Annotated in this window: 13 protein-coding genes; 9 read left to right on the forward strand and 4 right to left on the reverse strand. The window is 44.8% G+C overall.

The window, feature by feature from the left end; genetic code table 11:
* The first annotated feature begins 108 nt into the window (after nucleotides 1-108).
* Nucleotides 109-810, forward strand: coding sequence for a peptidoglycan-binding protein (locus tag NDI44_RS02025; protein ID WP_190413352.1), 702 nt, complete (start codon nucleotides 109-111; stop codon nucleotides 808-810).
* A 157-nt stretch (nucleotides 811-967) separates the two neighbouring features.
* On the opposite strand, the gene NDI44_RS02030 is transcribed toward NDI44_RS02025, so the two are convergent.
* Together NDI44_RS02030 and NDI44_RS02035 are read right to left on the reverse strand one after the other, a co-directional pair.
* Nucleotides 968-1,858, reverse strand: a complete 891-nt coding sequence (locus tag NDI44_RS02030; RefSeq protein ID WP_190413354.1) for a hypothetical protein — start codon at nucleotides 1,856-1,858, stop codon at nucleotides 968-970.
* A 177-nt stretch (nucleotides 1,859-2,035) separates the two neighbouring features.
* Entirely contained in the window at nucleotides 2,036-3,427 is a 1,392-nt protein-coding gene (locus tag NDI44_RS02035; protein WP_190413356.1) for a malic enzyme-like NAD(P)-binding protein, read from the reverse strand.
* 152 nt (nucleotides 3,428-3,579) lie between these two features.
* On the opposite strand from NDI44_RS02035, the gene NDI44_RS02040 reads away from it, so the two are divergent.
* The gene (locus NDI44_RS02040) at nucleotides 3,580-4,014 is read left to right on the forward strand and encodes an SRPBCC domain-containing protein (protein ID WP_190413358.1); all 435 of its coding nucleotides are present in this window, start codon (nucleotides 3,580-3,582) and stop codon (nucleotides 4,012-4,014) included.
* Between the two features lie 340 nt (nucleotides 4,015-4,354).
* Nucleotides 4,355-6,946: a CHAT domain-containing protein gene (locus NDI44_RS02045; RefSeq protein WP_190413360.1), complete on the forward strand. Its 2,592-nt coding sequence runs from the start codon at nucleotides 4,355-4,357 to the stop codon at nucleotides 6,944-6,946.
* Nucleotides 6,947-6,977: 31 nt separating this feature from the next.
* Here the strand turns inward: NDI44_RS02045 and NDI44_RS02050 are convergent, their stop codons facing one another.
* The gene (locus NDI44_RS02050; protein ID WP_190413362.1) at nucleotides 6,978-7,724 is read right to left on the reverse strand and encodes a DUF6816 family protein; all 747 of its coding nucleotides are present in this window, start codon (nucleotides 7,722-7,724) and stop codon (nucleotides 6,978-6,980) included.
* 86 nt (nucleotides 7,725-7,810) lie between these two features.
* Entirely contained in the window at nucleotides 7,811-8,218 is a 408-nt protein-coding gene (locus NDI44_RS02055; RefSeq protein WP_190413364.1) for a ChuX/HutX family heme-like substrate-binding protein, read from the reverse strand.
* A gap of 669 nt (nucleotides 8,219-8,887) precedes the next feature.
* Between NDI44_RS02055 and NDI44_RS02060 the strand changes: the two genes are divergently transcribed.
* The 6 genes from NDI44_RS02060 (at nucleotide 8,888) to NDI44_RS02085 (ending at nucleotide 25,062) form a co-directional block, all read left to right on the forward strand.
* On the forward strand, nucleotides 8,888-11,200 hold the full coding sequence (locus NDI44_RS02060) for a filamentous hemagglutinin N-terminal domain-containing protein (RefSeq protein WP_242037089.1): 2,313 nt from the start codon (nucleotides 8,888-8,890) through the stop codon (nucleotides 11,198-11,200).
* Between the two features lie 317 nt (nucleotides 11,201-11,517).
* Complete coding sequence (locus tag NDI44_RS02065) at nucleotides 11,518-14,016, forward strand: CHAT domain-containing protein (RefSeq protein ID WP_339380703.1); 2,499 nt, start codon at nucleotides 11,518-11,520, stop codon at nucleotides 14,014-14,016.
* Nucleotides 14,017-14,487: 471 nt separating this feature from the next.
* Nucleotides 14,488-15,261 (forward strand): DUF928 domain-containing protein, encoded by a 774-nt coding sequence (locus NDI44_RS02070; RefSeq protein WP_190413370.1) that lies wholly within the window; start codon nucleotides 14,488-14,490, stop codon nucleotides 15,259-15,261.
* 218 nt (nucleotides 15,262-15,479) lie between these two features.
* A complete protein-coding gene (locus NDI44_RS02075) occupies nucleotides 15,480-21,086 on the forward strand; it encodes a PAS domain S-box protein (protein WP_190413372.1) in 5,607 nt (1,868 codons plus the stop codon).
* Nucleotides 21,087-21,090: 4 nt separating this feature from the next.
* Nucleotides 21,091-23,064, forward strand: coding sequence for an adenylate/guanylate cyclase domain-containing protein (locus NDI44_RS02080; protein WP_190413374.1), 1,974 nt, complete (start codon nucleotides 21,091-21,093; stop codon nucleotides 23,062-23,064).
* Between the two features lie 15 nt (nucleotides 23,065-23,079).
* Entirely contained in the window at nucleotides 23,080-25,062 is a 1,983-nt protein-coding gene (locus NDI44_RS02085) for a diguanylate cyclase (RefSeq protein WP_190413383.1), read from the forward strand.
* Nucleotides 25,063-25,116: the final 54 nt, after the last annotated feature.

Below are 25,116 nucleotides of genomic sequence, written 5' to 3' on the forward strand. Positions count from 1 at the left end.
TAGCGATCGCTTGCGAAAAATAAACGGTAGAATGCTCAATTCAGCTTAAACTGTAACTGTTCAAATCGCTATCGCGCTTAATCAGTGAGTGAGTGAGGAGATTGAGCTATGTGGAATAGGTTTGGAATGCCTTTAGCTGCGGTGATAACCATAACCGCCAGCTTAGTTAGTTATCAAGTAGCTATAGCCGAACGCAGCCGCGATTACACGCCAAGGGAATTTCGTTCCTTGTTGCGCGGCTTTGGGTATAACGTCACGATTGGAGATACTCTGACGGATGAAGCCACGATAAGGGCTATCCGCGAGTTTCAGCAGGGATATAAGCTAACACCTGTTGATGCTACAGCGGGGCCGAAGACACAGGATTATGCCGCAAATATCGTTAGAATTCTTCAGGCAAACTTGAATCTTGTCGTTAAGCCAAATCCGCCCCTTCCCCGTAACCAGTTTTATGGTCCGCGCACTGAAGATGCTATCAGGCAGTTTCAGAGACAATTTAATTTGCCGGTAACTGGCATTGCTACGTTACCAGTTCGTCAGAGACTCGACCAAGAAGCAAGAAGAATCCTCGGATTTGAACAGCAATCGCCAGCGCCAGCGTCAACACCAACACCAGAATCAGCGCCAGAACCAACACTAGCGCCATCGCCAACACCGAGTCCCGCGCCAACCCCCCGCGCCACCCCAACGCCGAGTCCGAGTCCATCGCCATCCCCAAGACCAAGTCCTAGTCCTAGCCCATCGCCAAGACCAACGCCGAGTCCAAGTCCATCCCCGGCTCCCAGCCCAAAACCATCGCCTTCAAGCTGATAAATCTTTAAGGTGCTGTGGGTCTAAATCGCATAGCGATCGCGCTGAGTTGGCAATGGATAATCGGTCAGTAGTTAGGAGTCATTACTTAAAGGACTTATGACTACTGACGATTATCACAGCCTCAACTCCTGGAAAAATTCAATCTCAGGGCAGCTTAAAACTTAGCATTCTCTGGGATGGGTCTGCCCTTAGGCGCTGGGGGTAAAACTGGGGGACGTTCGTAGGGCATGGGAATGTACTGCACGCTTGGACGTCCTCCTTGGGGCTGCGGATAGAAATCCATCAAGTTATAGATTGACATCGGCAGCCCTACCGTGATCGGCATACCGAGTTCTGTAGCTTCCTCGACTGTAATCGGATAGTCATGGGTGACGCGCCCTGTAGTGATAGCGTCCACAATCCGTTCGATGTTTTCGGGAGCAATTTTCGGTTGGGGAATATTGTCTTTCAAGAGGGTTCGGACAAAGCGCTGCACCTGATCCATCGCTTTGCGCGAGAGGTCTGCCATGATGATCGTGTTGTCGTCGATTTCGCTAATTGGCTTCTGTTCGATGACTTTGAGGACACTCGCCGCTGCCATATTTCCCAACTGGGGATCGACTGGACCTAAGACAGCGTTGGCATCCATGACGATTTCATCAGATGCTAAAGCTAACATGGTGCCGCCACTCATGGCGTAGTGGGGTACAAACACGGTGACTTTGGAAGGGTGGCGAATTAACGCTCTAGCAATCTGCTCGGTTGCTAGCACCAAACCACCTGGGGTATGCAAGATTAGATCGATGGGAACTTCGGGAGGTGTGAGGCGAATTGCCCGTAGCACCTGTTCTGAATCTTCAATGCTAATGTAGCGCGAGATGGGAATTCCTAAGAAACTAATCGATTCTTGCCGGTGAATTAGCAAAATCACTCGACTATTGCGCGATCGCTCGAAATTCCGCAAGGCTTGCACTCGCTGAAAAGCCAAGCGGCGTTGTTGGAAGGCGGGCAAGATCGAGCTGACAGCCAGAAATACCCAGAAGAGGTCAAAGAAACTAAAGCTCATTATTCCCTAGCAAGAACGCAGTATTTCCCCTTATTCTTCCAATATCTAGAAAATTGAAACTCTATCTGTAGAGCAAACTATTTCAAAGATGAAAATGGGGAGTCGATTGTTGGTCGCTTCCCCGCTTTCCAGTTCCAGACGCGATAGATTGCGCCTGGAACCAGCTGCTTTTCTCGCTTAATGGCGGGCGATGCCCTCTTGACGGGCGGCGGCTTGCACGGCACCAGCGACGGCATTGACAACGCGCGGGTCGAACACGGAGGGAATGATGTTTTCCCGGTCGAGGTCGGAGGGTTTGACTAAAGAAGCGATCGCGTAAGCGGCTTCTAGATACATCGTGGTGGTAATGGTCTCTGCACGACAATCGAGCGCCCCGCGAAAAACGCCAGGGAAGGCGAGGACGTTGTTAATTTGATTCGGGTAGTCGCTGCGTCCGGTTGCCATGACCGCGACATCTTCTGTGACTAATTCCGGCTGAATTTCAGGAATGGGATTCGCCATTGCAAAGACAATCGGATCTTTTGCCATCGAACGCACCATTTCCGGCGTTACAACTCCAGGCGCACTGACGCCTAAGAAGACATCAGATTGTTGCATGGCATCTGCCAAGTTACCGCTGGCTTCGACAGCAAATTCTTGCTTTTCCGGGGTGAGGTCGGTGCGTTGGCTGGACAGAATGCCTTTAGAATCGCACATCCAGATGGATTGTGCGCCCGCTTTCTTGAGCAAACGAGCGATCGCTACCCCAGCAGCACCCGCCCCATTGATCACAATTCGGACATCCGCTAAGGATTTTTTCACTAACTTGAGGGCGTTAATCAATGCGGCAAGGCTAACAATTGCGGTGCCATGTTGATCGTCGTGAAACACCGGAATATCGAGTTCCTGCCGCAGTCGCGCTTCAATCTCAAAACAACGGGGGGCAGCAATATCTTCCAAGTTAACGCCGCCGAAGACTGGGGCAAGATTTTTTACCGTGCGGATAATTTCATCCGTGTCTTGGGTATCCAGGCAAATCGGAAAGGCATCAATCCCAGCAAATTCTTTAAACAACATCGCTTTGCCTTCCATTACCGGCAACGATGCGGCTGCGCCCAAGTTGCCCAATCCCAGTACAGCGCTACCATCGGTAACAATCGCAACCGTGTTTTGTTTAATCGTGAGAGTGTGAACCTGTTCCGGGTCCGATGCGATCGCCATACAGATGCGACCGACGCCGGGAGTGTAAGCCATTGCTAAATCGGCTTGACTTTTCAGCGGAATCTTACTCTGCATCGCGATTTTGCCGCCGCGGTGCAAGTTAAAGGTGCAATCGTAGACATCGATTACCTTGACATCTGGCAATCCTTTCACGGCTTGCACAATTTGTTCGGTGTGTTCCGTGCTGACAGCATCGACGGTGATTTCTCGCACCACGATATTGCGAGTCCGCTCGATTAAACTAATTTGACCGATGTTACCGCCGACACTAGCGATCGCGGTGGTAATGCTTGCTAACATCCCAGTGCGATTGGGAATCTGGAGGCGAATCGTTAAACTGAAGCTAGAGTTGGGTGTTAGGTTGACCATGCTGACTAAGGATTTTAGATTTAAGATGATAGATTTTGGATTGGGAATCTAAAATCCTTTCCTCCAAAATCCAAAATTGTTCGCTCCTAGCCTAAAGGAGCTGCAAGTTTCCAATTGTACCCAGTTACACTACCGGATTAGCTGCCGCGATAATGGCGAGTCTCTATACCGAAATTGAAATTAATGCTCCTAAGCAGGAAGTTTGGCAGGTTCTGTTGAAAAAAGAAAAGTGGTACAAGTGGAACACTTTTTTATTTGACCTCGATCCAACGGTGCCATTTAAGCAGGGGGAAGAAGTTTTACTCTCTGTGCGGCGCGTACCGGGTGAGGAGGAAACAGAGTTTCAGCCGTTGATTACTAGAGTGCAGTCTGGACTATGCCTCGCTTGGGTTTCCTCGATTCCTGGCTTTAAAAATGAGTATGTCTTTGAGTTGCAAGAGATTGGTATTGGGCGGACTAAATACTTCCACCGCAACACCTTCTCAGGGGTGCTGACTCGTGTATTTATGCCTTTCATTCGGGATGATGAGCAGCAAGGCATCAAGCGGATGGCGCGGGAGTTGAAGCGTTATGTGGAACGGATGTAAATTCTGGGAACACCTTGCCTTGGCAATTAAAAATTGCGGCGACATAAACTTCAGTCTCCCGTTGCGGACTGATGAAATTAAAACCCGCGCACCATCCGGGTTTTGGCTATATAGCCGCAGCTTCTACTGGCTGGGGCAACTCGGTTACAAAAACTGTTACCAGCCCTTTTCTATAAGTTGCTACCGAATAAGATTGTTTTAAGATAAGACTCCTTCAGAAGCCGTGGAACTCCAACTCCCACGGTTTTTTACTTTATGTAGGTGGGAACTTCTCGAAAGCAAAGAAGTAGGGCTAGATTAGGCGAGAAATTGTCTAGCTTGCTTGTGGAGCCGTCTATCCATGTACCCACACCTGAAATCTCCTAAAGACACGATATCTCTTATCTCTACAATCGCTGTAACGCTGCTCATTTGCCTGAATTCATCCATTGATGGGCGCTCATCCCATCCCTATGCGCCCCAACTAGCATCAGCACAGGCACAAACAACTCAAGAGCGAAAAGCCGAGGCATTGCGGCTGAACCATACAGGTATTCAGCAGTTTAATACAACTAAGTTCCGAGAAGCGTTACAAACGTTTGAGCAAACCTTAGAGATTTTCAAAGGGATCGGCGATCGCCAAGGCGAAGGGGCTACGCTCAACAATATTGGAGCAGTTTACGACAATCTGGGACGGTATGCGGATGCCTTGAAATCCTACGAGCAAGCTTTGGTCATTTTCAAACAAATCAGCGACAAGGCGGGGGAATGGTCTACTCTCAACAATATTGGAGGTGTTTATAACAAGCTGGGACAGTATACCGATGCTTTGAAGTCTTATGAGCAAGCTTTGGTCATTGCTAAACAAATTAGCGATAAAAAGGGGGAAGGAACTGCTCTCAACCATATTGGAGGAGTTTACGACAATCTGGGACGGTATGCGGATGCGTTGAAGTCCTGCGAGCAAGCTTTGGTCATTTTCAAACAAATCGGCAACCAGGCAGGGCAAGGGAATGCTCTCAACAATATTGGGTTAGTTAACAACAAGCTGGGACAATATGCGGATGCCTTGAAATCCTACAAGCAAGCTTTAGTCATTTTCAAACAAATCGGCGATAAGCAGGGGCAAGGGGCTGTTCTCGACAACATCGGGCAGGTTTACGACAATCTGGGACAGTATGCCCAAGCCTTAAAGTTTCATGAGCAAGCTTTGGTGATTGTCCAACAAATTGGCGACAAGGCGGGGGAATGGACTACTCTCAACAATATTGGGGAAGTTTACCGCAAGCTGGGACAATATGCCCAAGCCTTAAAGTTCCATGAGCAAGCTTTAGTCATTCACAAACAATTAGGTAATAAGGCGGGGAAAGGGACTACTCTCCACAATATGGGGGCAGTTTACGACTCTCTGGGACAGTATGCTGATGCCTTGAAGTCTTACGAGCAAGCTTTGGTCATTCGCCAACAAGTGGCCGACAAGGAAGGGGAAGGAACAACTCTCAACAATCTTGGGGCAGTTTACAACAAGCTGGGACTGTATCCTGATGCGGAAAAAGCTTTATTTGCTGCGATGGAAGTTCGGGAGTCTCTGCGACCTAGATTAACAGATACGGCTAAAGTCTCAGTCTTTGAGACGCAAGCGAATTCCTACCGCTTGCTGCAACAGAGTCTTGTTGCCCAGAATAAGATTAATACTGCCTTAGAGGTTGCCGAACGAGGTAGAGCCAGAGCCTTTGTGGAGTTGTTAGCCTCACGGCAATCCTCTAAGTCCAACGATCGAAGTAGAGACGCGATAACCCTTGTCTCTAGCAAACCACCAACAATTCAACAAATCCAGCAAATTGCTAAAGAACAAAACTCTACGTTAGTTCAATATTCGATTGTCTATGATGCCCTCAAAAATCAGGGGAAAGAGGAATGGCGTCAATCAGAACTCTACATTTGGGTCATCAAGCCTACGGGTGAAGTAGCGTTTAAGAAGGTTGACCTCAAATCGCTAAAAACATCGTTAAAAGACCTTGTTACCAACAGTCGTGATTCTATTGGTGTCAGGGGACGCGGTGGCATTGGAGTGTCGCTGGTAGATAAAGTTGACCAAAAACAACGCTTGCAGCAACTACATCAACTGTTGATTCAACCAATTGCTGAATTCTTGCCAAAAGATCCAAGCGATCGCGTTATCTTCATTCCCCAAGAATCGCTATTTTTAGTTCCCTTCGCAGCACTTAAGGACGCGAATGGTAAATACTTAATCGAAAAACACACTATCCTTACAGCACCAGCAATGCAAGTGTTAGAGTTAACACGCCAACAACGGCAAAAGGTTTCAGGAACAGATGTGCTGGTAGTCGGAAATCCGACTATGCCAAGGATTATTCCTAAAACAGGAGAACCGCCTCAACAACTGTCAAGCTTACCGGGTGCGGAAGCAGAAGCTAAAGCGATCGCGCAACTCCTCAATACCAAACCCATTATCGGCAACGCCGCCACCAAAGCTGCTATCTTGCCACAAATGTCTAAAGCTAAGATTATTCATCTGGCAACACACGGGCTACTGGATGATTTTAAAGGGTTGAGCGTACCGGGCGCGATCGCGCTGGCACCTGCGGGAACAGATGACGGTTTGCTGACTTCTGCTGAAATTTTCGACTTGAAGCTAAACGCCGAATTAGCCGTCCTGAGTGCCTGTGACACGGGAAGAGGCAAAATTACTGGTGATGGCGTCATCGGGTTATCTCGTTCTTTGATTTCCGCAGGAGTTCCCAGCGTAATTGTTTCCCTATGGTCGGTACCAGATTCTCCCACAGCAGCCTTAATGACCGAATTTTATCGCCAAATGCAGCAAAATTCCGACAAAGCCACTGCACTCCGTCAAGCCATGCTGACAACAATGAAACAACACCCCGATCCCAAAAATTGGGCTGCATTTACCCTCATTGGCGAAGCACAATAAAGTTTTAAAAGATGCTATTTCTCGCGTTTGGCTATTGAACGGGCAAAAGTTGTAGTTGATAGCGATAAAGTGCAACGGGTCGATCGACAGCTTTGAAATAGTCTGGATCTTGAGGCGAGAGGTAAATTGCTGTTACTTGATCGGCTTCGATGGATGAGTGAATCCGGTGATAAGCAGTTGTGGTTTCCACTGTATTGAAATACGGCTGAGGGGTGCCGCGAAAGACTTGCTGAGACACTTCTGTGGCAATAAATCGATCTGGGGCGAGTGTTTCGGTGCCTCGACTCGTGACAATTGAGACTAGCTGGCGATCGCCTCGCAGTAAAGTCACCTGACGATTGGGAGAATTGGGATCGACTTTGACCGAGAGGATCGCGCGATCGCCTAAATATGCCTTCCCGATACTCAACCCATTAAACGCCCGATCTGCCACTACCAGATGATTTTTGCCTTTTGTAGAGACAGCTATCGCGTCTTGATTTTTGAATCGCACTGGGAAACTAACAGGCTGATTCAGCTGGCGACGATTGCTTTCAAACCCTGGCGTCACAATTTCTGGCGCTAAGGGTGCCACTAAATCCACTAATGTACTGGTGACGTTCCAAGTACCTTCCATCCAGTCAGGATAAACTAAGTCACCCTTCGCGGCGCTGACGAGTGGTTTACTGTCCCAGTGAGGAAACTGCGCCAAACGGTCAGCTAAAACCCCCGCCTGCGCTTCCCCTCCCCATAGCAGCAACCCCAAAATTAGGAAACAACTCCAAAAGACTCGTTGCATCACGGTAAGCGTCGGTTTGTTTGTCGGTTTAGATAGCTTTTAAACACAGAAATATCCTCAACTTACCGGGTTTTCAAGCATTTCGACTACACCGAATCAACGGGTACTGGTTCCCAAACTTCTCCATATTTCTCCTGAAGAGACTGCCATGCTTCTACTTGTCCTGGTTCGTATTCTCCTGGTTTGCCCCACTGGAGAAATGCGCTCAAGGCTGGTTCATTTTTCTCATCCAAAAAGCGAATAGCATAGGTAGTAAAGTTGCCCCGTTTTGATTCGCCCGTCTCAAATTTCACCTGCTTGATAGCATCCATATTCAGGTGAAACTCGAATATGTCGGCGTGCATATTAGCGTACTTACCTTTAGGCAATTCTGCATAAAACAGCTTGGTAAGTGGGCCGCGTACTTCCAAAACAGCAGCGCTGCTGGTAACAATCAGGCGCAGTGTTCCTAAATTTTCGCAGGATTCTAAAAATTCTTTCAGATTAGCTTTCATGGTAAATTTGAATGTTGTAAAAAAAATCTTTGCTAACATTAGTGTGACATTAGGATGACCAATTCTCTAAGTAATCCTAAGGTTTTTGTCGAAGAAATCATTTTAAATGAATCAATTCTCCCTCTTTTTAAAGGATACAAAATCATCCACCCATCAAATTAGCTATCTATTGAAACTCCGAACAAAGCCAACAAGCAACTAAAACTCAGCACAATTGTTTTCGGTTTTCTTTCTTCCCTTGTTCTAGCTTTTGCATGGGAATGCTTTTGCATTCAGCGCAGCGGCACAGGCACAGTCGATTGTCTCTGCGACCGATGGCACTGGCATCCATATTATACAGAAGGGCGATGTCCTAAAAATCTCTTTCATAGCTTTAGCCAATTCGGTTTTAGCCAGAACCAAATTGCCAACATTCTCTCTAATCCGTCTATTTATCTTTTGACTAACACAACTTAAACCTCTCCATCTAAATTCCTGTTGTTGTACTCTTTGAGCGCAAATCCCTTTTTTAATAGGTCATCTATTCAGGAAAACACGGGAATGATAAACTATTTTATAGGAGCTATCCATCCCACATTTTGTATTACAATCTACCTTTCCCTAGAAGTTTAGGGTGTATTTTCCCTAGGGCAAGTTGTAGATCGCGTATACTGTAGGCAAGCGCTACCTTTGAGTTTAAAAACTGTGAGCCAGCCTGGTCATTTCCTCTGGGTTACTGGTACGATTTTCCTTTTATGGTTAAATAATTCTAGCTGCACCTTAGCACAAATTATTCCGGATGCTACGCTGCAAAATAATACCATTGCTATCCCCGAAGGCAACGCCATCCGAATTGAGGGCGGCACGCAAGTAGGCGGCAATCTATTTCATAGCTTTACAGAATTTTCCATTCCTATAAATACTGAAGCTTTCTTCAACAACGCCGTAGAGACTCAAAACATCTTCAGTCGCGTTACAGGTAGCAATCTTTCTCATATTGATGGATTGATTCAAGCGAACGGCACAGCTAATTTGTTTTTTATCAATCCCAACGGCATTACTTTTGGTCCAAATGCCAAACTTAATATAGGTGGTTCCTTTCTCGCTTCGACTGCTAACAGCATTCGATTTAGCAATGGAACTGAGTTTAGCGCTACTAAGCCTAGCGCCCCCCCATTGCTAACGATAAATGTTCCGATAGGCTTACAATTTAACGATTCAAACGCAGGAGTTATTCGCGTTCAAGGATCGGGACACAATTTCAGGTTCGGACAGACAGGTGGACTAGAGCCGAATACGAAAACCGAGGGTCTAGCGGTGCAACCTGGGAAAACTTTAGCTTTAGTCGGGGGAGAAATTGCCTTAGAGGGCGGTAATTTAAAGGCTGAGTCGGGAGCAATTGAGCTTTGGTCAGTTACTCGTGGCTCATTGCCAATGCAAGTCAGCAGCGAACAAATCAACTTCAACAATGAACAACAACTTGCAGAATTAGGAAGTATTAATTTATCGGGTGCTGCTTCAGTGGATAGCAGCGGCGCACAGGGAGGTTCGTTTCAGATACAAAGCCGAAATCTGAAACTAGAACAAGGTTCGCTCATCGTATCCCTCACAGAAGGATCTCAACCGGGGAGAAGCGCCACCATCAATGTTTTGGATACTGTAGAACTGATTGGTAGAACAGCCGATGGCAGAATCGGTAGCGGCTTTTTTGTTCAGACGAATGGTGAGGGAAAAGGCGGCAATTTAACAATTACAACAGATAGGTTGCTACTAAGAGATGGAGCATCCATTGGTATGGGGACTAACGCTTCAGGGAATTCTGGTACCTTACGAGTGCAAGCGAGGAATGTTCTCTTGGGCGGTCTTTCAGCAAATGGATCGCGTCTGACGGGTATTTTTTCTAATCCTACTTTTGCCTCAACTGGAGTTGGCGGTGATGTCATTATTGATGCTAAACAACTGTCTCTTGAAAATGGAGCGGTGATCTCTGTGTCTACCTTTGGCGCAGGTCAAAGTGGCAACATAACAGTTCGAGCTAATGACGTACAAATACGAGGAACTTCTGCAACTGGGGGAATTGGTAGCGGTTTTTATGCTAGGACTAGCTTAAGCAATATTGCGAGTTCTCCACCGCCGTTGACGGGAAATTCGGGTAACGTAACAGTAATTGCTAACAGATTGAGCTTTCGGGAGCGGGCAACAATTAATGTTGCTAATTTTGGGAAAGGCAATGCTGGTAATATTAATATTCGCGCTGCCATAGTTGAGCTAGATAATAACTCGATTATTAGAGCGACTCAGCGACAGGCGGAACAGGGAAATATTACGATTGAATCTCAAGATTTGCGATTGTGGCGCAACAGCCTAATTACGACTGATGCCAGTAACATCATCCTGTTTGATACGGGTCAGACAATTGCAAATAATGATATCAGTACCAATGGTGGCAACATCATTATTAATACAAAAACGTTAGTCGCGTTAGAAAATAGCGATATTACTGCCAATGCTCAACAAAGCTTTGGGGGTCAAGTAAGAATCAATGCTAGCGGCATCTTTAAAACTTCAAATAGCGATATCACCGCCACTTCTAGTCGAGGAACTCAGTTCAGTGGGATTGTCCAAATTAATACTGCTGATGTGAACCCTTCTTCTGGCTTAGTTGCACTACCAGAAAATTTTACTGACATTAGCAAACAAATTTCCCAAGGTTGTTTGGCTTCTAGAGGTAATAGTTTTGTTATCACTGGACGCGGCGGTTTGCCAGCAGATCCCAATGAAACTTTGTTAGGAAGTACAGTATGGCGGGATTTGCGCCTCCCTAGGGGTAATACCTCCTTACCTGTCCCCGTTTCCAAGACTGCCTCTGCACGTACTCCAATGGTGGAGGCAACTGGATGGGTAAAAAATTCTAATGGTGAGGTAGAGTTGGTTTCCAAATCTATCAATGGTGTGGCTCAAAGTTCCTGGAATGAAATTGCTAGTTGCAGTGTTTCTAAGTAATATAACAATCTTCAATCATTCATGGAATCTTCCGTCTCTTTTCTTTAGTGTTTTTTGCGGTTTATTAAATTTTAAAACTAACTTTAGATTGCTAGAGACTTATTGCAAAAGAATTTTTATCTTTTGAACCGCCGATAAAAACAGAGAAATATGAATAACCCTTTAATTTTGCAAAAACTTTTATGCTAAAAATAAGGTGGCTTATAAAAAGTATTCATTATCGGATTTTGCTAAGCTTGTTGACACTTTTTTTGGTGACAGCATTTTTACCGGCACTAGCGCAGACTAATCTTAAATTTTCTTATTTTGATTCACAATTGGTATCAATTGTTAAAAATATTCCGGATTCTGATGCTCCTTCAGAATCTAAACAGAATGATGCCTTTGTACTAGAACAAGGCAGAACCCTGTATGAAGCAGGACGATTTGATGAAGCGATCGCATTCTGGCAACAAGCGCTCGAAAACCTGGAGGCGCAGGGCAATCGCCTCCACGCTGCCCTCGTTTTAAGCTATCTGTCGAACGCTTATCAAGAATTGGGTCAATGGGAGCAAGCGAAAAACGCGATCGCTCAAAGTCTCAACTTATTGCAAACCCAACCCGATGCAGCCACTCTTGCCCAAGTTTTGAATACTCAAGGCAGCCTCCAGCTAGCATTGGGACAAACGGAAGCGGCTTTAGATACATGGAAACAAGCTGAAAAAGCTTACGGTTCAGCAGGCGACGACGTTGGGAAATTAGGCAGTTTGATAAACCAAGCTCAAGCTTTGCAAGCATTAGGACTCTACCGACAAGCTAAAACAAACTTAGAACAATTAAATACTCAGTTGCAAAACTTGCCAGATTCCTCGCTGAAAGTATCAGGATTGCGAAGTCTGGGAGTTACCTTACAAGTAGTCGGAGATTTAACTCAGTCCCAGCAGGTTTTAGAACAAAGTTTGTCACTTGCCCAAAGGCTAAACTTTCCCTTAGAGATTAATGCCAGTTTATTTAGTTTGGGAAATACTCTTAGAGCTTTACAAAAACCGAGGGAAGCGCTGGAAATCTACCGAAAGATAGTAGAGAGTTCTCCCAATTCTTTAGTTTTAGAAGTCCAACTGAACCGATTAAGCCTTTTAGTAGAAACTGGACAACCAGCCGCAGCCCAAGCATTATTACCCCAAATCCAGTCTCAATTAGAAAGTATCTTACCTAGTCGCGCTGCTGTTTACAGTCGAGTGAACTTGGCTAGAACTCTCATAAAATTGGGAAATCGGGAAGAGCGATCGCAGATGGTCAATTCTCAAGAGATTGCTCAGATATTAGCAAAAGCTGTCGAACAAGCGCGAATGCTTAAAGACTCGCGTGCTGAATCTTACGCGCTGGGTCAACTCGGATACCTGTACGAACAAACGCAGCAATGGAAACCAGCGGAGGAGCTGACGAGACAAGCACTCGCGATCGCGCAAGAAATTAATGCTTTTAGTATTGTGGCTCGTTGGGAAGGACAACTCGGCAAACTTCTCAAACAGCAAGGCGATATTCCGAATGCGATCGCGGCTTACACCAAAGCTGTTAATACCTTACAATCCCTCCGCAGCGACTTGATCGCGCTGAATCCCGACGTTCAACTTTCCTTTCGCGAAAACGTCGAACCCATTTATCGTGAGTTAGTAGAGTTACTGTTAGAATCTAATCCCAGCCAAACCAATATTAAACAAGCTCGCGAAGTCATTGAAGCGCTACATCTAGCAGAATTAGATAACTTTTTTCGAGAAGCTTGTTTAGATGTTCAACCCCAGCAAATCGATCAACTCGATCCTCAAGCAGCAGTCATCTACCCCATTATTTTGTCAAATCGTTTAGAGGTAATCTTATCTTTACCCGGAAAACCTCTCAGCCATTACTCGACTAGGCTAGTGAAAAATGATATTGAAGAAACCCTGGAGCAGTTATTAGAATCTCTTAATCCATTTTTTTCAAGTGAAGCTCGTTTGCGTCTGTCTCAGCAAGTTTATCGCTGGTTAATCCAACCTGTTGAAACAGAATTAACCAAAAGTAATATCGCCACTTTAGTATTTGTGCTAGACGGTTCGTTGCGAAGTTTACCAATGGCAGCGCTGTACGACGGTAAACAATATCTCATTGAAAAATACAATATAGTAGTAGCTCCGGGTTTACAGTTGGTTGCACCACGAGTGGGAAGTGCGTCGTTAAGCCAGTTACTTGCCCAAAAGCGAAACAAAATTTTAGCAGGCGGAATTACCGAAGCTCGACAAGGTTTTCCAGCATTGCCAGGAGTAGGAGCTGAAGTCAGCCAAATCGCGTCTGAAGTTCCTTCCAAAGTATTTATAAATGAGGATTTTACCGAAGTAAACTTACAAAACTATCTGAATAAAAATTCTTTTACGGTTGTTCATTTAGCTACTCACGGGCAGTTTAGCTCTAGCTCAGATTCTACATTTATTCTGACGTGGAATGGTAGGATAAATGTCAAAGAATTCGAGAATTTATTACGTTCTAGAGATCCGAGTACTTTTAATCCGATTGAACTATTAGTTCTGAGTGCTTGCCAAACTGCAACTGGTGATAAGCGAGCGGTATTAGGATTAGCAGGAGTAGCCGTGCGGTCTGGCGCACGCAGTACTTTAGCAACTCTCTGGTCAGTGCAAGATGAATCCACTGCTAAGCTTATGGGCGAATTTTATCAGCAACTCTTACAAGGAGAAAGCAAAGTTAAAGCCCTTCGTCAGGCACAGATAGCTCTGCTAAAACAGCCAAAATATGCTCATCCTTTTTACTGGTCATCTTTTATTTTAGTAGGAAGTTGGCTTTGAATAGGTAGGAGTTTTCAGTCCACTTACTTCGCAATTTTTGGAGGTTCTGTTTCTAGGAGGCTAACAGAGAGTTACCCCCAGGTAACATAGAAATCGCAAAACGGTTCGGATAAGATGATTCCTTAAACAGCAATAGATTAAAAAGCCTCGATAGCCCTTGTTCCTAGGCGGCGAAAATTATTGCATATTTCTACTAATTGAACCGTATTGATGGCAATCCTATTGGAGTTATGAGCTAGCGGTTCAGATTCCGAACTTCTTAACCAAGTCGGGAATCTCGCATTCACGAACCCTTTATCTGCCTATTTTTAGCCTTAACTTTCGATAGAAACTCTAAAAGTCCATAAACATGATTACTGTTCGCTGGGGAACTTCTTACAACAACCAAGTATTTCTACTGAAGAAATCTACGTGTTATTACAGTAATAATTAGGTGTAAATTCAGTACAATATTTTTTTTGAGGTAAGAAAATGGTACAGCACAAATCTTTTACCACTCAAACGCTAGTTGCATTTTTTTTATCACTAGGACTGATTATTGCTCCTAGCTTTTTGACTAAAGCGATCGCCCAATCCGAGTCGGTTAACCAATCTCAAACTCTAGCCGGTACTTCGATAGGTCGCGTAACCTTTGAACCTCCAGGAAGTGGACAACCAGATGACACCGCAGGAGGTGCATCTCGTGGTGATGAATGTCCTCAAGCAGTAATCGCTACAGGCGAGTGCGTGACTCCGCTGGTGCCAATAGCTACAAGCAAGTTGACAGTAGCAGAGCATCCAACATTCTTGGTTTATGTACCTCCAACTTCTGCTAAGGAAATATTTTTTGGATTAGTAGACGAAAATAACAATTTTCATTACCAAGCAAAAATTCCAATTTCGAGTCAAGAAGGCATTCTTAGTTTCAAACTTCCAGATAATGCGCCACCTCTAGAAATTGACAAGAAGTATCGGTGGACTTTTATCATCATTGGCGAACAAGGACTCAGACCCGGTAGTCCTGGGGTACAAGGAGAAATTCGACGAGTTAAACTCACTTCCGAGGTAATGAGCCAGCTTCAGAATCAACCTCTACTAGAGCGTGCTGCTCTGTATGGAAAACACGGGATTTGGTTCGATACCGTAGCAAGTTTAGCTGAAGCTAGACGCTTAGAGCCGAGTGAAGCAACTTTGGCTTCAACATGGCAGGAATTGTTAAACTCGATTGGGCTACAAGCGATCGCTACCAAGCCACTTTTAAACTAGGCTATGGGAAAATCTAAGGTTTTGAGGATTTAAGAGTAGGGCAGAAAAGGATTGAATTAGTTCAGTAAATATACGTAGGACGGAAAGCAGGCGAGTTGAGTCGGATGCTGCCTAATTAAATTCAAGCATCAATCAATTGCCAAAATCGATAAGGGGAATAGGGAAAGAAGAAGCATTTTCCTTTTCCCCTTCCTCTTATTTTTGATGCTCATAAATTAATGGTACAAAAACTTAAAAACCAAGTTCGGCAATGGCGCGGGCTACTGATTACAGCTCCGATTGTGGCTTGCACAGTCATCGCTACAAGTTCTTTAGGCGTACTGCAAATATTTGACTTGGCGATATTGGATCAATTTTTTCGCTGGCGACCTCGTGAACCAATCGATCCCCGTATTGTAATTATTACTATTGATGAATCAGATATTGAAAAGGTCGGACGATGGCCTATTTCTGATGCTCTGTTAGCTGAAGCGATCGCAAAACTGAAAGTTCAGCGACCCAGAGCCATTGGCTTGGATATTTATCGAGATTTGCCAGTCCCTCCTGGTCATCAAGCACTGGTGAAAGTATTTGAATCTACGCCTAATCTAGTGGGTGTCGAAAAAGCGGTAGGAAATCCGGTTGCTCCACCCCCAGCGTTGAATCGTCTGAACCAAGTGGGACTCGCGGATTTGGTGTTAGATGCAGATGGCAAAGTCCGTCGAGGGTTGCTGTCTATTAGAACATCTGATGGTAAAACCCATCTGAGCTTAGGCGCAAAGCTGGCTTTAATGTATCTGGAAAAAGAAAAGATTAGCCTCCAGAGCATTGGTGCTAATAAATTGCGATTAGGGAACGCTGTATTTACCCCATTTACGGGAAATGAAGGCGGTTACGTTCGTGCCAATTCTGGTGGGTACCAGATTTTGTTGAACTACCGGGGGATGTTAGAAAATTTCTCCACGGTATCGATGACGGATGTTCTAGAGAACCGCATCCCGCCCAATCTTTTACGCGATCGCATTGTCTTAATCGGCGCAATCGGCTCTAGCTTCAATGACCTTTCCTTCACCCCTTATAGTAGTAGTCTCTTTGCGACTCCCAAACGATTACCGGGCGTCGTCATTCATGCCAATTTAATCAGTCAAATTTTGAGTGGTGCTTTAGAGGGTCGTCCTTTGATCCAGGTTTGGTCTCAACCAAAAGAAGCCTTATGGATTTTGGTCTGGTGTTTGATTGGCGGTGGAGTGAGTTGGACGTTACTTCGCTTCAACCCCTTGAAACAGAATGTTGCTGCCAGATGGATCGTCTCTGGGGTTAGCATTTGCCTAATCGGGGGAATTCTGACGGGTGGCAGTTACCTAGCTTTTTTAGCCAGATGGTGGCTCCCTGTCGTTGCCCCGCTAATCGGCATGACTGGCTCTGCGGTTGCGCTGATCGCTTATCGCAGTCTGGAAGACCAGCACATAGCAAACCTGGAGCGCAAACAAGCAGAAGCCGCGCTGCGGGAAAGCGAAGCGAAGTTTCGCCATCTCGCGGAAAATGTACCGGGCGTAATTTTCCGGTACATCCTCCATCCAAACGGCAGCCATGAGTTTACTTACATGAGTTCTGGCGCTCGTGATATCTATGGATATGAACCAGAAGCGATCGTCCAAAATCCTCAGATTGCCTGGAATGCGGTGCATCCCGATGACCTGCTTTTGCTAAATGAAACCATCCTAGTTTCTGCTAGAGACTTGCAGCCTTGGTACTGGGAAGGTCGCATTACCTCGCTTTCTGGTGACTTGAAATGGGTGCAAGCCACTTCCCGCCCGGAACAGCAAGCCAATGGTGACATTATTTGGGATGGCTTGCTCGTTGACATCACCTGGCGCAAGCAAGCAGAACATCTGCTTGCCGACTACAACCGTACTTTAGAAAGCCAAGTACAAGAGCGCACTGCTAAACTAGCCCAAACCAATGCCCAGCTAGAGCAGGAGATTGCCGAACGAAAGCAGGTAGAAGCAGCCTTGCATCAGAATGAAGAACGAATGCAGGCGCTTTTGAGCGCGATTCCCGATGCAATGTTCCGGCACCGGATAGACGGCACTTATTTAGACGTAAAAGCAGGCGAAGAAGCCTTTCAGATGCTGCCTGAAGCTTTAATTGGCAGAAACTTATGGGATTTACCGTTGCCCGAACAGGTTAAAAATGACCTGCTTGAGTATTTTCGGGTAGCAGTTGAAACCGGAGAGCGACAAACCTACGAACACGAGGTGGAAAAACCCGATGGCATTCACAACTACGAGACACGCATCGTCAAAAGTGGTGCTGATGAAGTGGTTTGTATCGTGCGAGATATCACAGAACGCCAACGTTTCACGGCTGCTTTAGAGGAAAGCGAAGAACGCTATCGTTCAGTCGTGACAACAATGGCAGAAGGCATTGTTTTGCAGGATGCCAACGGTGTTATCCATACCTGTAATGCCAGTGCTAACAGAATTCTCGGCTTGTCTCGCGAGCAAATGATGGAACGAACTTCCCTCGATCCCAGCTGGCGAGCCATTCGTGAAGATGGTTCGCCCTTTCCAGGGGAGGAACATCCAGCAATGGTGACGCTACGAACTGGCGAACCTTGCTCTGATGTAGTAATGGGAGTTTACAAGCCAGATGGTAGCTTAACCTGGATTTCTATTAACGCCCAACCTCTATTTCGGGCTGGCGAATCTCTGCCGTATGCAGTGGTATCTTCATTCGCGAATATTACGGCTCGCAAACAGGCAGAACTGGCATTAAAAGAAAGCGAAGCCCGTTTTCATGGGTTCATGGATAACAGTCCGGCGGCTTCTTGGATCACGGATGAAAATGGGCGAATTGTTTTCTCTAGCAAAACCTACCGCCAGATACTCCAAATCCCAGAAGGCTATGTAGTTGGAAAAACTGTTACAGAGCTTTATAGCGATGAATTCGCGCAACAGTATCTGGAAAACATTCGGAAAGTCATCCAAACGAATCAGTCAGTAGAGGCGATCGAACAAGCTCCCAGAACGGACGGCACAATCGGGGATTTTCTGGTATACAAGTTTCCGCTGGCTAACCTCTCTGGAGAACGCCTTGTTGGAGGTGTGGCGATTGACATCACCGAGCGCAAACGGGCAGAGCAAGCGCTCAAAGAGAGCAACGAACGTTTTCAGCTAGCGGCATCGGCAATTAAAGGATATGTTTACGACTGGGATCTGAAGCAGAATATTGTTCTGCGGACGCAGGGACTCTATGAAACGAGTGGATATCGTCCCGAAGAAGCCGGACTCACAGGTCAGTGGTGGGTTGATCGCGTCCATCCGAAGGATTTGCCGCAGGTTTCGCGAACGTTTTCCCAGGCGATCGCTCATCAAAATGAGTATATGCTTGAATATCGGTTCCGTCACCGAGAAGATCGCTACACTCACATGGTGGATTATGGGGTGGTTGTGCGAGGCGCAGACGGACAGGCACTTCGAGTTGTCGGTCATGCTATCGATATTAGCGATCGCAAACGAATAGAAGAGGCTTTACGGGAGAACGAAGCTCGCTTGCGAAGCCTTGCCGATAACCTTCCCGGTGCGGTTTTCACCTACACTTACTGTGCTGACGGCAGACATTTTCTAGACTACATCAGTGAAGGGTGTGGCGAACTTTTAGGGATTTCCGCTCACGAGGCGATGGAAAATTTCTCTGCCATATTAGCTCGATATCACTCAGAAGACCTCCCTGGTTATAACGCCGCTTTAAAAATCAGCCTCAACAATTTAATGCCTTTCTATTATGAGTGGCGCTATCTCCACCCAGATGGTGCCATTCGTTGGCTAGCTGCCAGTTCTCGCCCGGAATCCCAAGCTGATGGCAGCATAATTTGGCGGGGGGTACTTCTAGATATTAGCGATCGCAAAATTGCTGAAGAAGCTCTTCGGCAGCAACAAGAATTCCTGCGAAAGGTAATTGATAATGACCCCAACACCATTTTTGTAAAAGACTGGGAAGGACGCTTTGTGCTGCTTAACAAAGCTGCTGCCAAGCTCTACAACACGACTGTCGAAGAACTGGTGGGTAAACGGGATGTAGACTTCCATCCATTCTTAGAGGATGTTGAGCATTTCCTCCAAGAAACCCGCTCTATCATTGAAACGGGTCAAGCCTTATTTATTCCCGAAGAAAAAGTGACAGGCGCAAATAACCAAGATAAGTGGTTTCAGTGGCAAAAGATTCCTCTGCATCCACCTGCAAGTGATAAAATCTGCGTTTTAGGAATCGGAGTCGATATTACCACTCGTAAAATAGTAGAAGCTGAACTTGAACGAGCCAAAGAAGCTGCTGAGGCTGCTAACCGCGCCAAAAGCATCTTTCTCGCCAACATGAGTCACGAACTCCGAACCCCCCTCAATGCCATTTTAGGCTTTTCCCACCTCATGAGTCGTGCCCCCAATCTTTCAACAGAACAGCAAGAAAATCTCACGATCATTCGTCGCAGTGGAGAACATCTGCTGACACTGATTAACCAAGTCCTTGACCTGTCCAAAATTGAAGCTGGACGCATGACGCTGAGTGAAAATAACTTCGACCTTTACAGCTTGCTAAATGATGTCGAAGCGATGTTTTCTTTGAAAGCTACAGAAAAGAACTTAAACCTAAAATTTGATTGTGGTGTTGATGTTCCCCGATACCTCCGCACAGATGAAGTAAAGTTGCGTCAAGTGTTGATTAACCTACTAAGTAACGCCGTTAAATTTACCGATTCCGGAACAGTCTTAGTTAAAGTGAAATTAGGGACAACAAATTCCGAATTTCCTTCTTTTTCTACCCTTTCCTCAATTATTTTTGAAGTTTCCGATACGGGCGCCGGTATTGCTTCCGAAGAACTTGACAAAGTATTCAAACCTTTCGAGCAAACAGCCGCTGGTCAACAAGTACAAGAAGGAACTGGTTTAGGATTGACAATTAGCCGTCAATTTATCCATTTAATGGGAGGTGAAATCACCCTCATTAGTGGTGGCAAAGTTTTCACTCCTGGAACCCCCATCAGGGAATTTAGTGACGATACAAGTGCTTTATTTGCAAAGGGAACAACGTTTAAATTTAACATTCAAGCAAATATTATCGCTGCCAGCGAGATTGCAATCCCCCTCCAAAACCGCCGCGTTATTGCACTCGCGCCCCAGCAACCTCGCTATCAAATACTAATCGCAGATGATAGCGATTTTAATCGCCAACTGCTGCTTAAGCTCCTCCAGCCTCTTGGCTTTGAATTACTAGAAGCCTCTAATGGCAAAGAAGCATTAGAAATCTGGGAACGTAGTTCACCTCATCTAATTTGGATGGATATACGAATGCCGATAATGGATGGCTATGAAGCCACTAAACAGATTAGAAAGCGAGAGAATCAGAAACCTTCAGTTCAAAAGACATTAGCCAATTCTCGTACTGCGATTATTGCCCTGACTGCCAGCGCCTTAAATGAAGATAAAGCATCTGTTATTGAAGCTGGCTGTGATGATTTTATACGCAAACCTTTTCGAGAAGAAGATATTTTTAATGCTATCCATAAGCATTTGGATGTCTCTTTTACTTATGAGGAAATGGCTGCTACATCTGAGAAAAAAATACTGGAACTGCCAGTCTTAAATACTGCCGACTTGGCTGATTTACCTAAAAATTGGTTAGAAGATTTATATCAGGCTCTTGTTGAGGGAGATTTAGAAATTATCGCTACACTGATTGAGGAATTGCATCCCAAAAATGATGTTTTGTCAAAAAGTTTAATGACATTAGTTAATCAATACCAATTTGAGCAATTGTTGATATTGATTCAATCTGTGAAAGACTTATAATCCAATGGAAGTATCTATCGCTAGACCTAATATCCTAGTAGTTGATGATAATCCTGCAAATTTAAAACTTCTCCTCCACATCTTATCTGAAAAGTCTTACAAAGTGCGAGTTGCACCTGGCGGCCAACTCGCACTCAACGCTTGCAATTCAAATCCTCCTGATTTGATTTTGCTTGATATCAATATGCCAGAAATGAATGGACATGAAGTTTGCCAACGTCTAAAAGCTTCTGAAAAAACTCGCGACATTCCAGTTATTTTTATTAGTGCTTTAGATGATACAAATAACATAGTAAACGCCTTTACAGTTGGTGGGATTGACTATATCACAAAACCTTTTAAACGCTTAGAAGTATTAGCCAGAATCGAGAATCAGCTACGCATTCGAGAGCTAAAAATGCAACTGATAGAGCAAAATAAGTTATTGCAAGAACACCTAGATTCACGGCGAAAAGCAGAAGTTGAACTTCGTCTTTTACTCGCAACGACTCAAGCGATTAGTCGCAAAAATAATGTGCCTTCCGTGTTACAAGCTGTACTGCGCTTAGTTGGGATAACAATTCAATGGGATTATGGTGAAGCTTGGTTGCCCACCGAAGATAATAATATTTTAGAATGCAGTCAAAATTGGTATTCTAGCCACGCTAGTTTCTGGGATTTTAAAAAACAAAATAGAACAGTTACCTTGGCTTCTAATCTAGGGTTACCAGGTAAAATATTTGTTTCTAAAAAACCAGAATGGGTAGAAAAGATTCTAAATTCCGGAGATTTGCCGATTTTAGGCGAGGAAATAGGAAATGCTAGCTTAGCATCTGCTTTTGGAGTTCCCATTATACTAAACGAACGAGTATTAGCTATTCTGGTTTTCTATAAAAAAGGTTCGGTTCCGATTAATTTACATACCATTAATTTAGTAACCGCAGTAGCTACACAATTAAGTCCTTTAATCTATCACAAGCAAACTGAAGAAATTCTCAGAATTACTCAAGAACGCTATCACAGTATTGTTGAAAATGCAGTAGAAGGAATTTATCAAACAACACCTTGCGGGCGTTATTTGAGCGCTAACTTAGCACTGGCGAAAATTTATGGGTATGAATCTCCAGAAGAATTAATAAACAGTAGTCAAAATGTTGAAGAACAACTTTATGTTAACTCGAATCGACGGCGTGAATTTATAGAAGAAATGAATTCTAATCATGCTGTCAGGGGATTTGAGTCTCAAGTTTACCGCCGAGATGGGACAATTATTTGGATTTCTGAAAACGCGCGTTCAGTCTGTGATTCAAAAGAAAAACTTCTCTATTACGAGGGAACGGTTTCTGATATCACAGAGCGAAAATTGGCTCAAAAGCAAACAGAAAAACTTTTATTAAATATATTACCTAAACCAATTGCCGAGCGGTTACAACAAAAGCAACAAGTTATTGCCGATAGTTTTTCTGATGTTAGTGTTTTGTTTGCTGATTTAGTAGGGTTTACTAACTTTGCATCCACAAAGACTCCAACTGAACTCGTAGAAATTCTCAATCAAATTTTTATTGAATTTGACTTATTGTCTAATCGACATGGATTAGAAAAAATAAAAACAATTGGAGATGCATATATGGTAGTAGGAGGACTACCAATACCGAAAGCGGATCATGCTTCATCAATTGCCAAAATAGCGCTAGATATGCAAAATTTTATTGCTAGATTCAATACCCAAATTAATGAAAAGTTCAGTCTTCGTATAGGAATTAATATTGGACCTGTAGTTGCTGGAGTAATTGGTTTAACAAAATTCAGCTATGACTTATGGGGAGATACCGTGAATGTGGCTTCCCGGATGGAGTCAAGTGGGATTCCTGGTCAAACTCAGGTAACGGCTGCCGTTTACGAACGCTTAAAAGAACAGTTCCTTTTCCAAGAACGAGGGACTATTTCAATAAAAGGGAAGGGGGAGATGATGACTTATCTGCTGATTGGTCAAAAATAACGATAAAAACACTTTATGGATCAGGGTCAAGATTTAAAATTAAAAGAGAAAATACTGGTAGTAGACGATACTCCAGCAAATGTTAGTTTGCTAACTAAAATTTTGTCAAATCATGGATATAAAGTGCGTGTTGCTCTGAGTGGTAAGCTAGCGCTGCAATCAGTTCAGGCAAGCCCTGCCGATTTGATTTTGCTCGATATCAAAATGCCGGATATGGATGGGTATGAACTTTGCCGACAGTTGAAAGCCTCAGAGCAAACCTGTAGTATCCCAGTTATTTTCATCAGTGCTTTAGATGCAACCTTTGATAAGGTGAATGCTTTTACATTAGGGGCAGTAGATTACGTCACCAAACCGATTGAGCCAATTGAGGTTTTAGTACGAATTGAACATCAATTACGGCTGCGTCGGTTTCAGTTACAGATGCAAACTCAGAATACACAATTACAACTTTTACTGACTACAACTCAAGCAATTAGTTCTGCTGCTGATGTAGAAGAAGCATTAGAAGTCATTTTAATCAATCTTTGTCAAAATCTCGGTTGGGATATTGGGGAAGTATGGATGCCTTCCTCGAAGGGGACTGTACTTGAATATTGTCGATGTTGGTACCAGGATATCCGTTTTGATGAATTTCGACGCCAGAGTGAGGCGTTTCGTTTTTCTCTTGGGGAGGGATTGCCAGGACGAGTGTGGCTGTCCCAACAAGTGGAATGGATCGCAGACATAACGCAGGACAACTCGACCCTTTTTCTGCGGAGTCAAATTGCCATGCAAGCGGGACTTAAAGGAGTCTTAGGAATTCCAATCGCCTTCGACCATCAAGTGCTGGCAGTTTTGATATTTTTTCATGAGCAGGAAATCACGCCGGATGAGCGATCGCTCCAACTCGTCAATGCAGTCGCGACCCAATTAGGCTCAATGATTCAGCGCAAGAAAGCGGAGGAAGTGTTGCGACAACAAGCAGCACGGGAACGGCTAATTGCTGAAGTTACTCAACAAATTCGCCAATCGCTGAATTTAGACGAGATTCTGGATGCGACAGTCAACAGCATTCGACAGTGTTTGCTTTCGGATCGGGTAGCTATCTACCAGTTCGCCGCTAACAATAACGGCACCTTTGTAGCAGAATCAGTTGGTAAAAACTACCCTCACATGTTAGGACAGACTGTGAATCCATCCTGGATTCAAGAAGGTTTTAGCACCTTTTCTCAGGGATTCCCAATCGTTTTGGACAATATTGAAAAGTTTAATTTTACAGGTGATGGGATTGAGTTTTTCCAACGCTATCAGGTCAAAGCTGTTGTAGCAATGCCGGTTTTGAAAGAAGAGCATCTGTGGGGGTTACTGATTGCTCACCAGTGTGCTGCTCCTCGTGACTGGCAGCCATTTGAAGTGGATTTGTTGTCTCAGTTGGCAAATCAGGTAGCGATCGCAATTCATCAATCCCAACTCTACCAATATGTGCAGTCTGCCAATCGGGAACTCCGGCAACTCGCTAACCTAGACGGCTTAACTCAAATTGCGAATCGTCGCCGATTTGATGAGTGTCTGAATACTGACTGGAAGCGACTAAGACGCGAACAAGCACCGCTGTCTTTGATTTTGTTAGATGTAGATTTTTTCAAACGCTACAACGATGCTTACGGTCATCTGGCAGGGGATGATTGTTTGCGGCAGGTGGCTGGTGCGATTAAAAGTGTTGTCCGTCGTCCCGCGGATTTAGTGGCGCGATATGGTGGAGAAGAATTTGCCGTAATTCTTCCCAATACTGATATTGAAGGAGCGGTTTTCGTAGCAGAGGCGATTCGACAGGCAGTCAGTAACTTGGCGCTTCCCCACAGTCAGTCTAAAGTGTGCGGCTATGTAACCGTCAGTTTAGGCGTGGCGAGTAGTGTACCCAATTTAGAACTGTTGCCGCAACATCTAATTAATGCGGCTGATGCGGCACTTTATGCAGCCAAAAAAGAGGGGCGCGATCGCGTAGCGCGAGTGTAAGCACTCGGTTTTTCCTTTCTTTGTATGCAACTCCTGACTCAAAATCTCTAGAGA

The sequence above is a fragment of the Trichocoleus sp. DQ-A3 genome, assembly GCF_039961975.1.
In the GTDB taxonomy this organism is placed as follows: domain Bacteria; phylum Cyanobacteriota; class Cyanobacteriia; order Cyanobacteriales; family FACHB-T130; genus FACHB-T130.

Excerpts from the sequence above, each read along its gene's own strand:
- NDI44_RS02025 (WP_190413352.1), top strand. The coding sequence starts at position 109 with ATGTGGAATAGGTTTGGAATGCCTTTAGCTGCGGTGATAACCATAACC.
- NDI44_RS02030 (WP_190413354.1), bottom strand. The coding sequence starts at position 1,858 with ATGAGCTTTAGTTTCTTTGACCTCTTCTGGGTATTTCTGGCTGTCAGC.
- NDI44_RS02035 (WP_190413356.1), bottom strand. The coding sequence starts at position 3,427 with ATGGTCAACCTAACACCCAACTCTAGCTTCAGTTTAACGATTCGCCTC.
- NDI44_RS02040 (WP_190413358.1), top strand. The coding sequence starts at position 3,580 with ATGGCGAGTCTCTATACCGAAATTGAAATTAATGCTCCTAAGCAGGAA.
- NDI44_RS02045 (WP_190413360.1), top strand. The coding sequence starts at position 4,355 with ATGTACCCACACCTGAAATCTCCTAAAGACACGATATCTCTTATCTCT.
- NDI44_RS02050 (WP_190413362.1), bottom strand. The coding sequence starts at position 7,724 with ATGCAACGAGTCTTTTGGAGTTGTTTCCTAATTTTGGGGTTGCTGCTA.
- NDI44_RS02055 (WP_190413364.1), bottom strand. The coding sequence starts at position 8,218 with ATGAAAGCTAATCTGAAAGAATTTTTAGAATCCTGCGAAAATTTAGGA.
- NDI44_RS02070 (WP_190413370.1), top strand. The coding sequence starts at position 14,488 with ATGGTACAGCACAAATCTTTTACCACTCAAACGCTAGTTGCATTTTTT.
- NDI44_RS02075 (WP_190413372.1), top strand. The coding sequence starts at position 15,480 with ATGGTACAAAAACTTAAAAACCAAGTTCGGCAATGGCGCGGGCTACTG.
- NDI44_RS02080 (WP_190413374.1), top strand. The coding sequence starts at position 21,091 with ATGGAAGTATCTATCGCTAGACCTAATATCCTAGTAGTTGATGATAAT.
- NDI44_RS02085 (WP_190413383.1), top strand. The coding sequence starts at position 23,080 with ATGGATCAGGGTCAAGATTTAAAATTAAAAGAGAAAATACTGGTAGTA.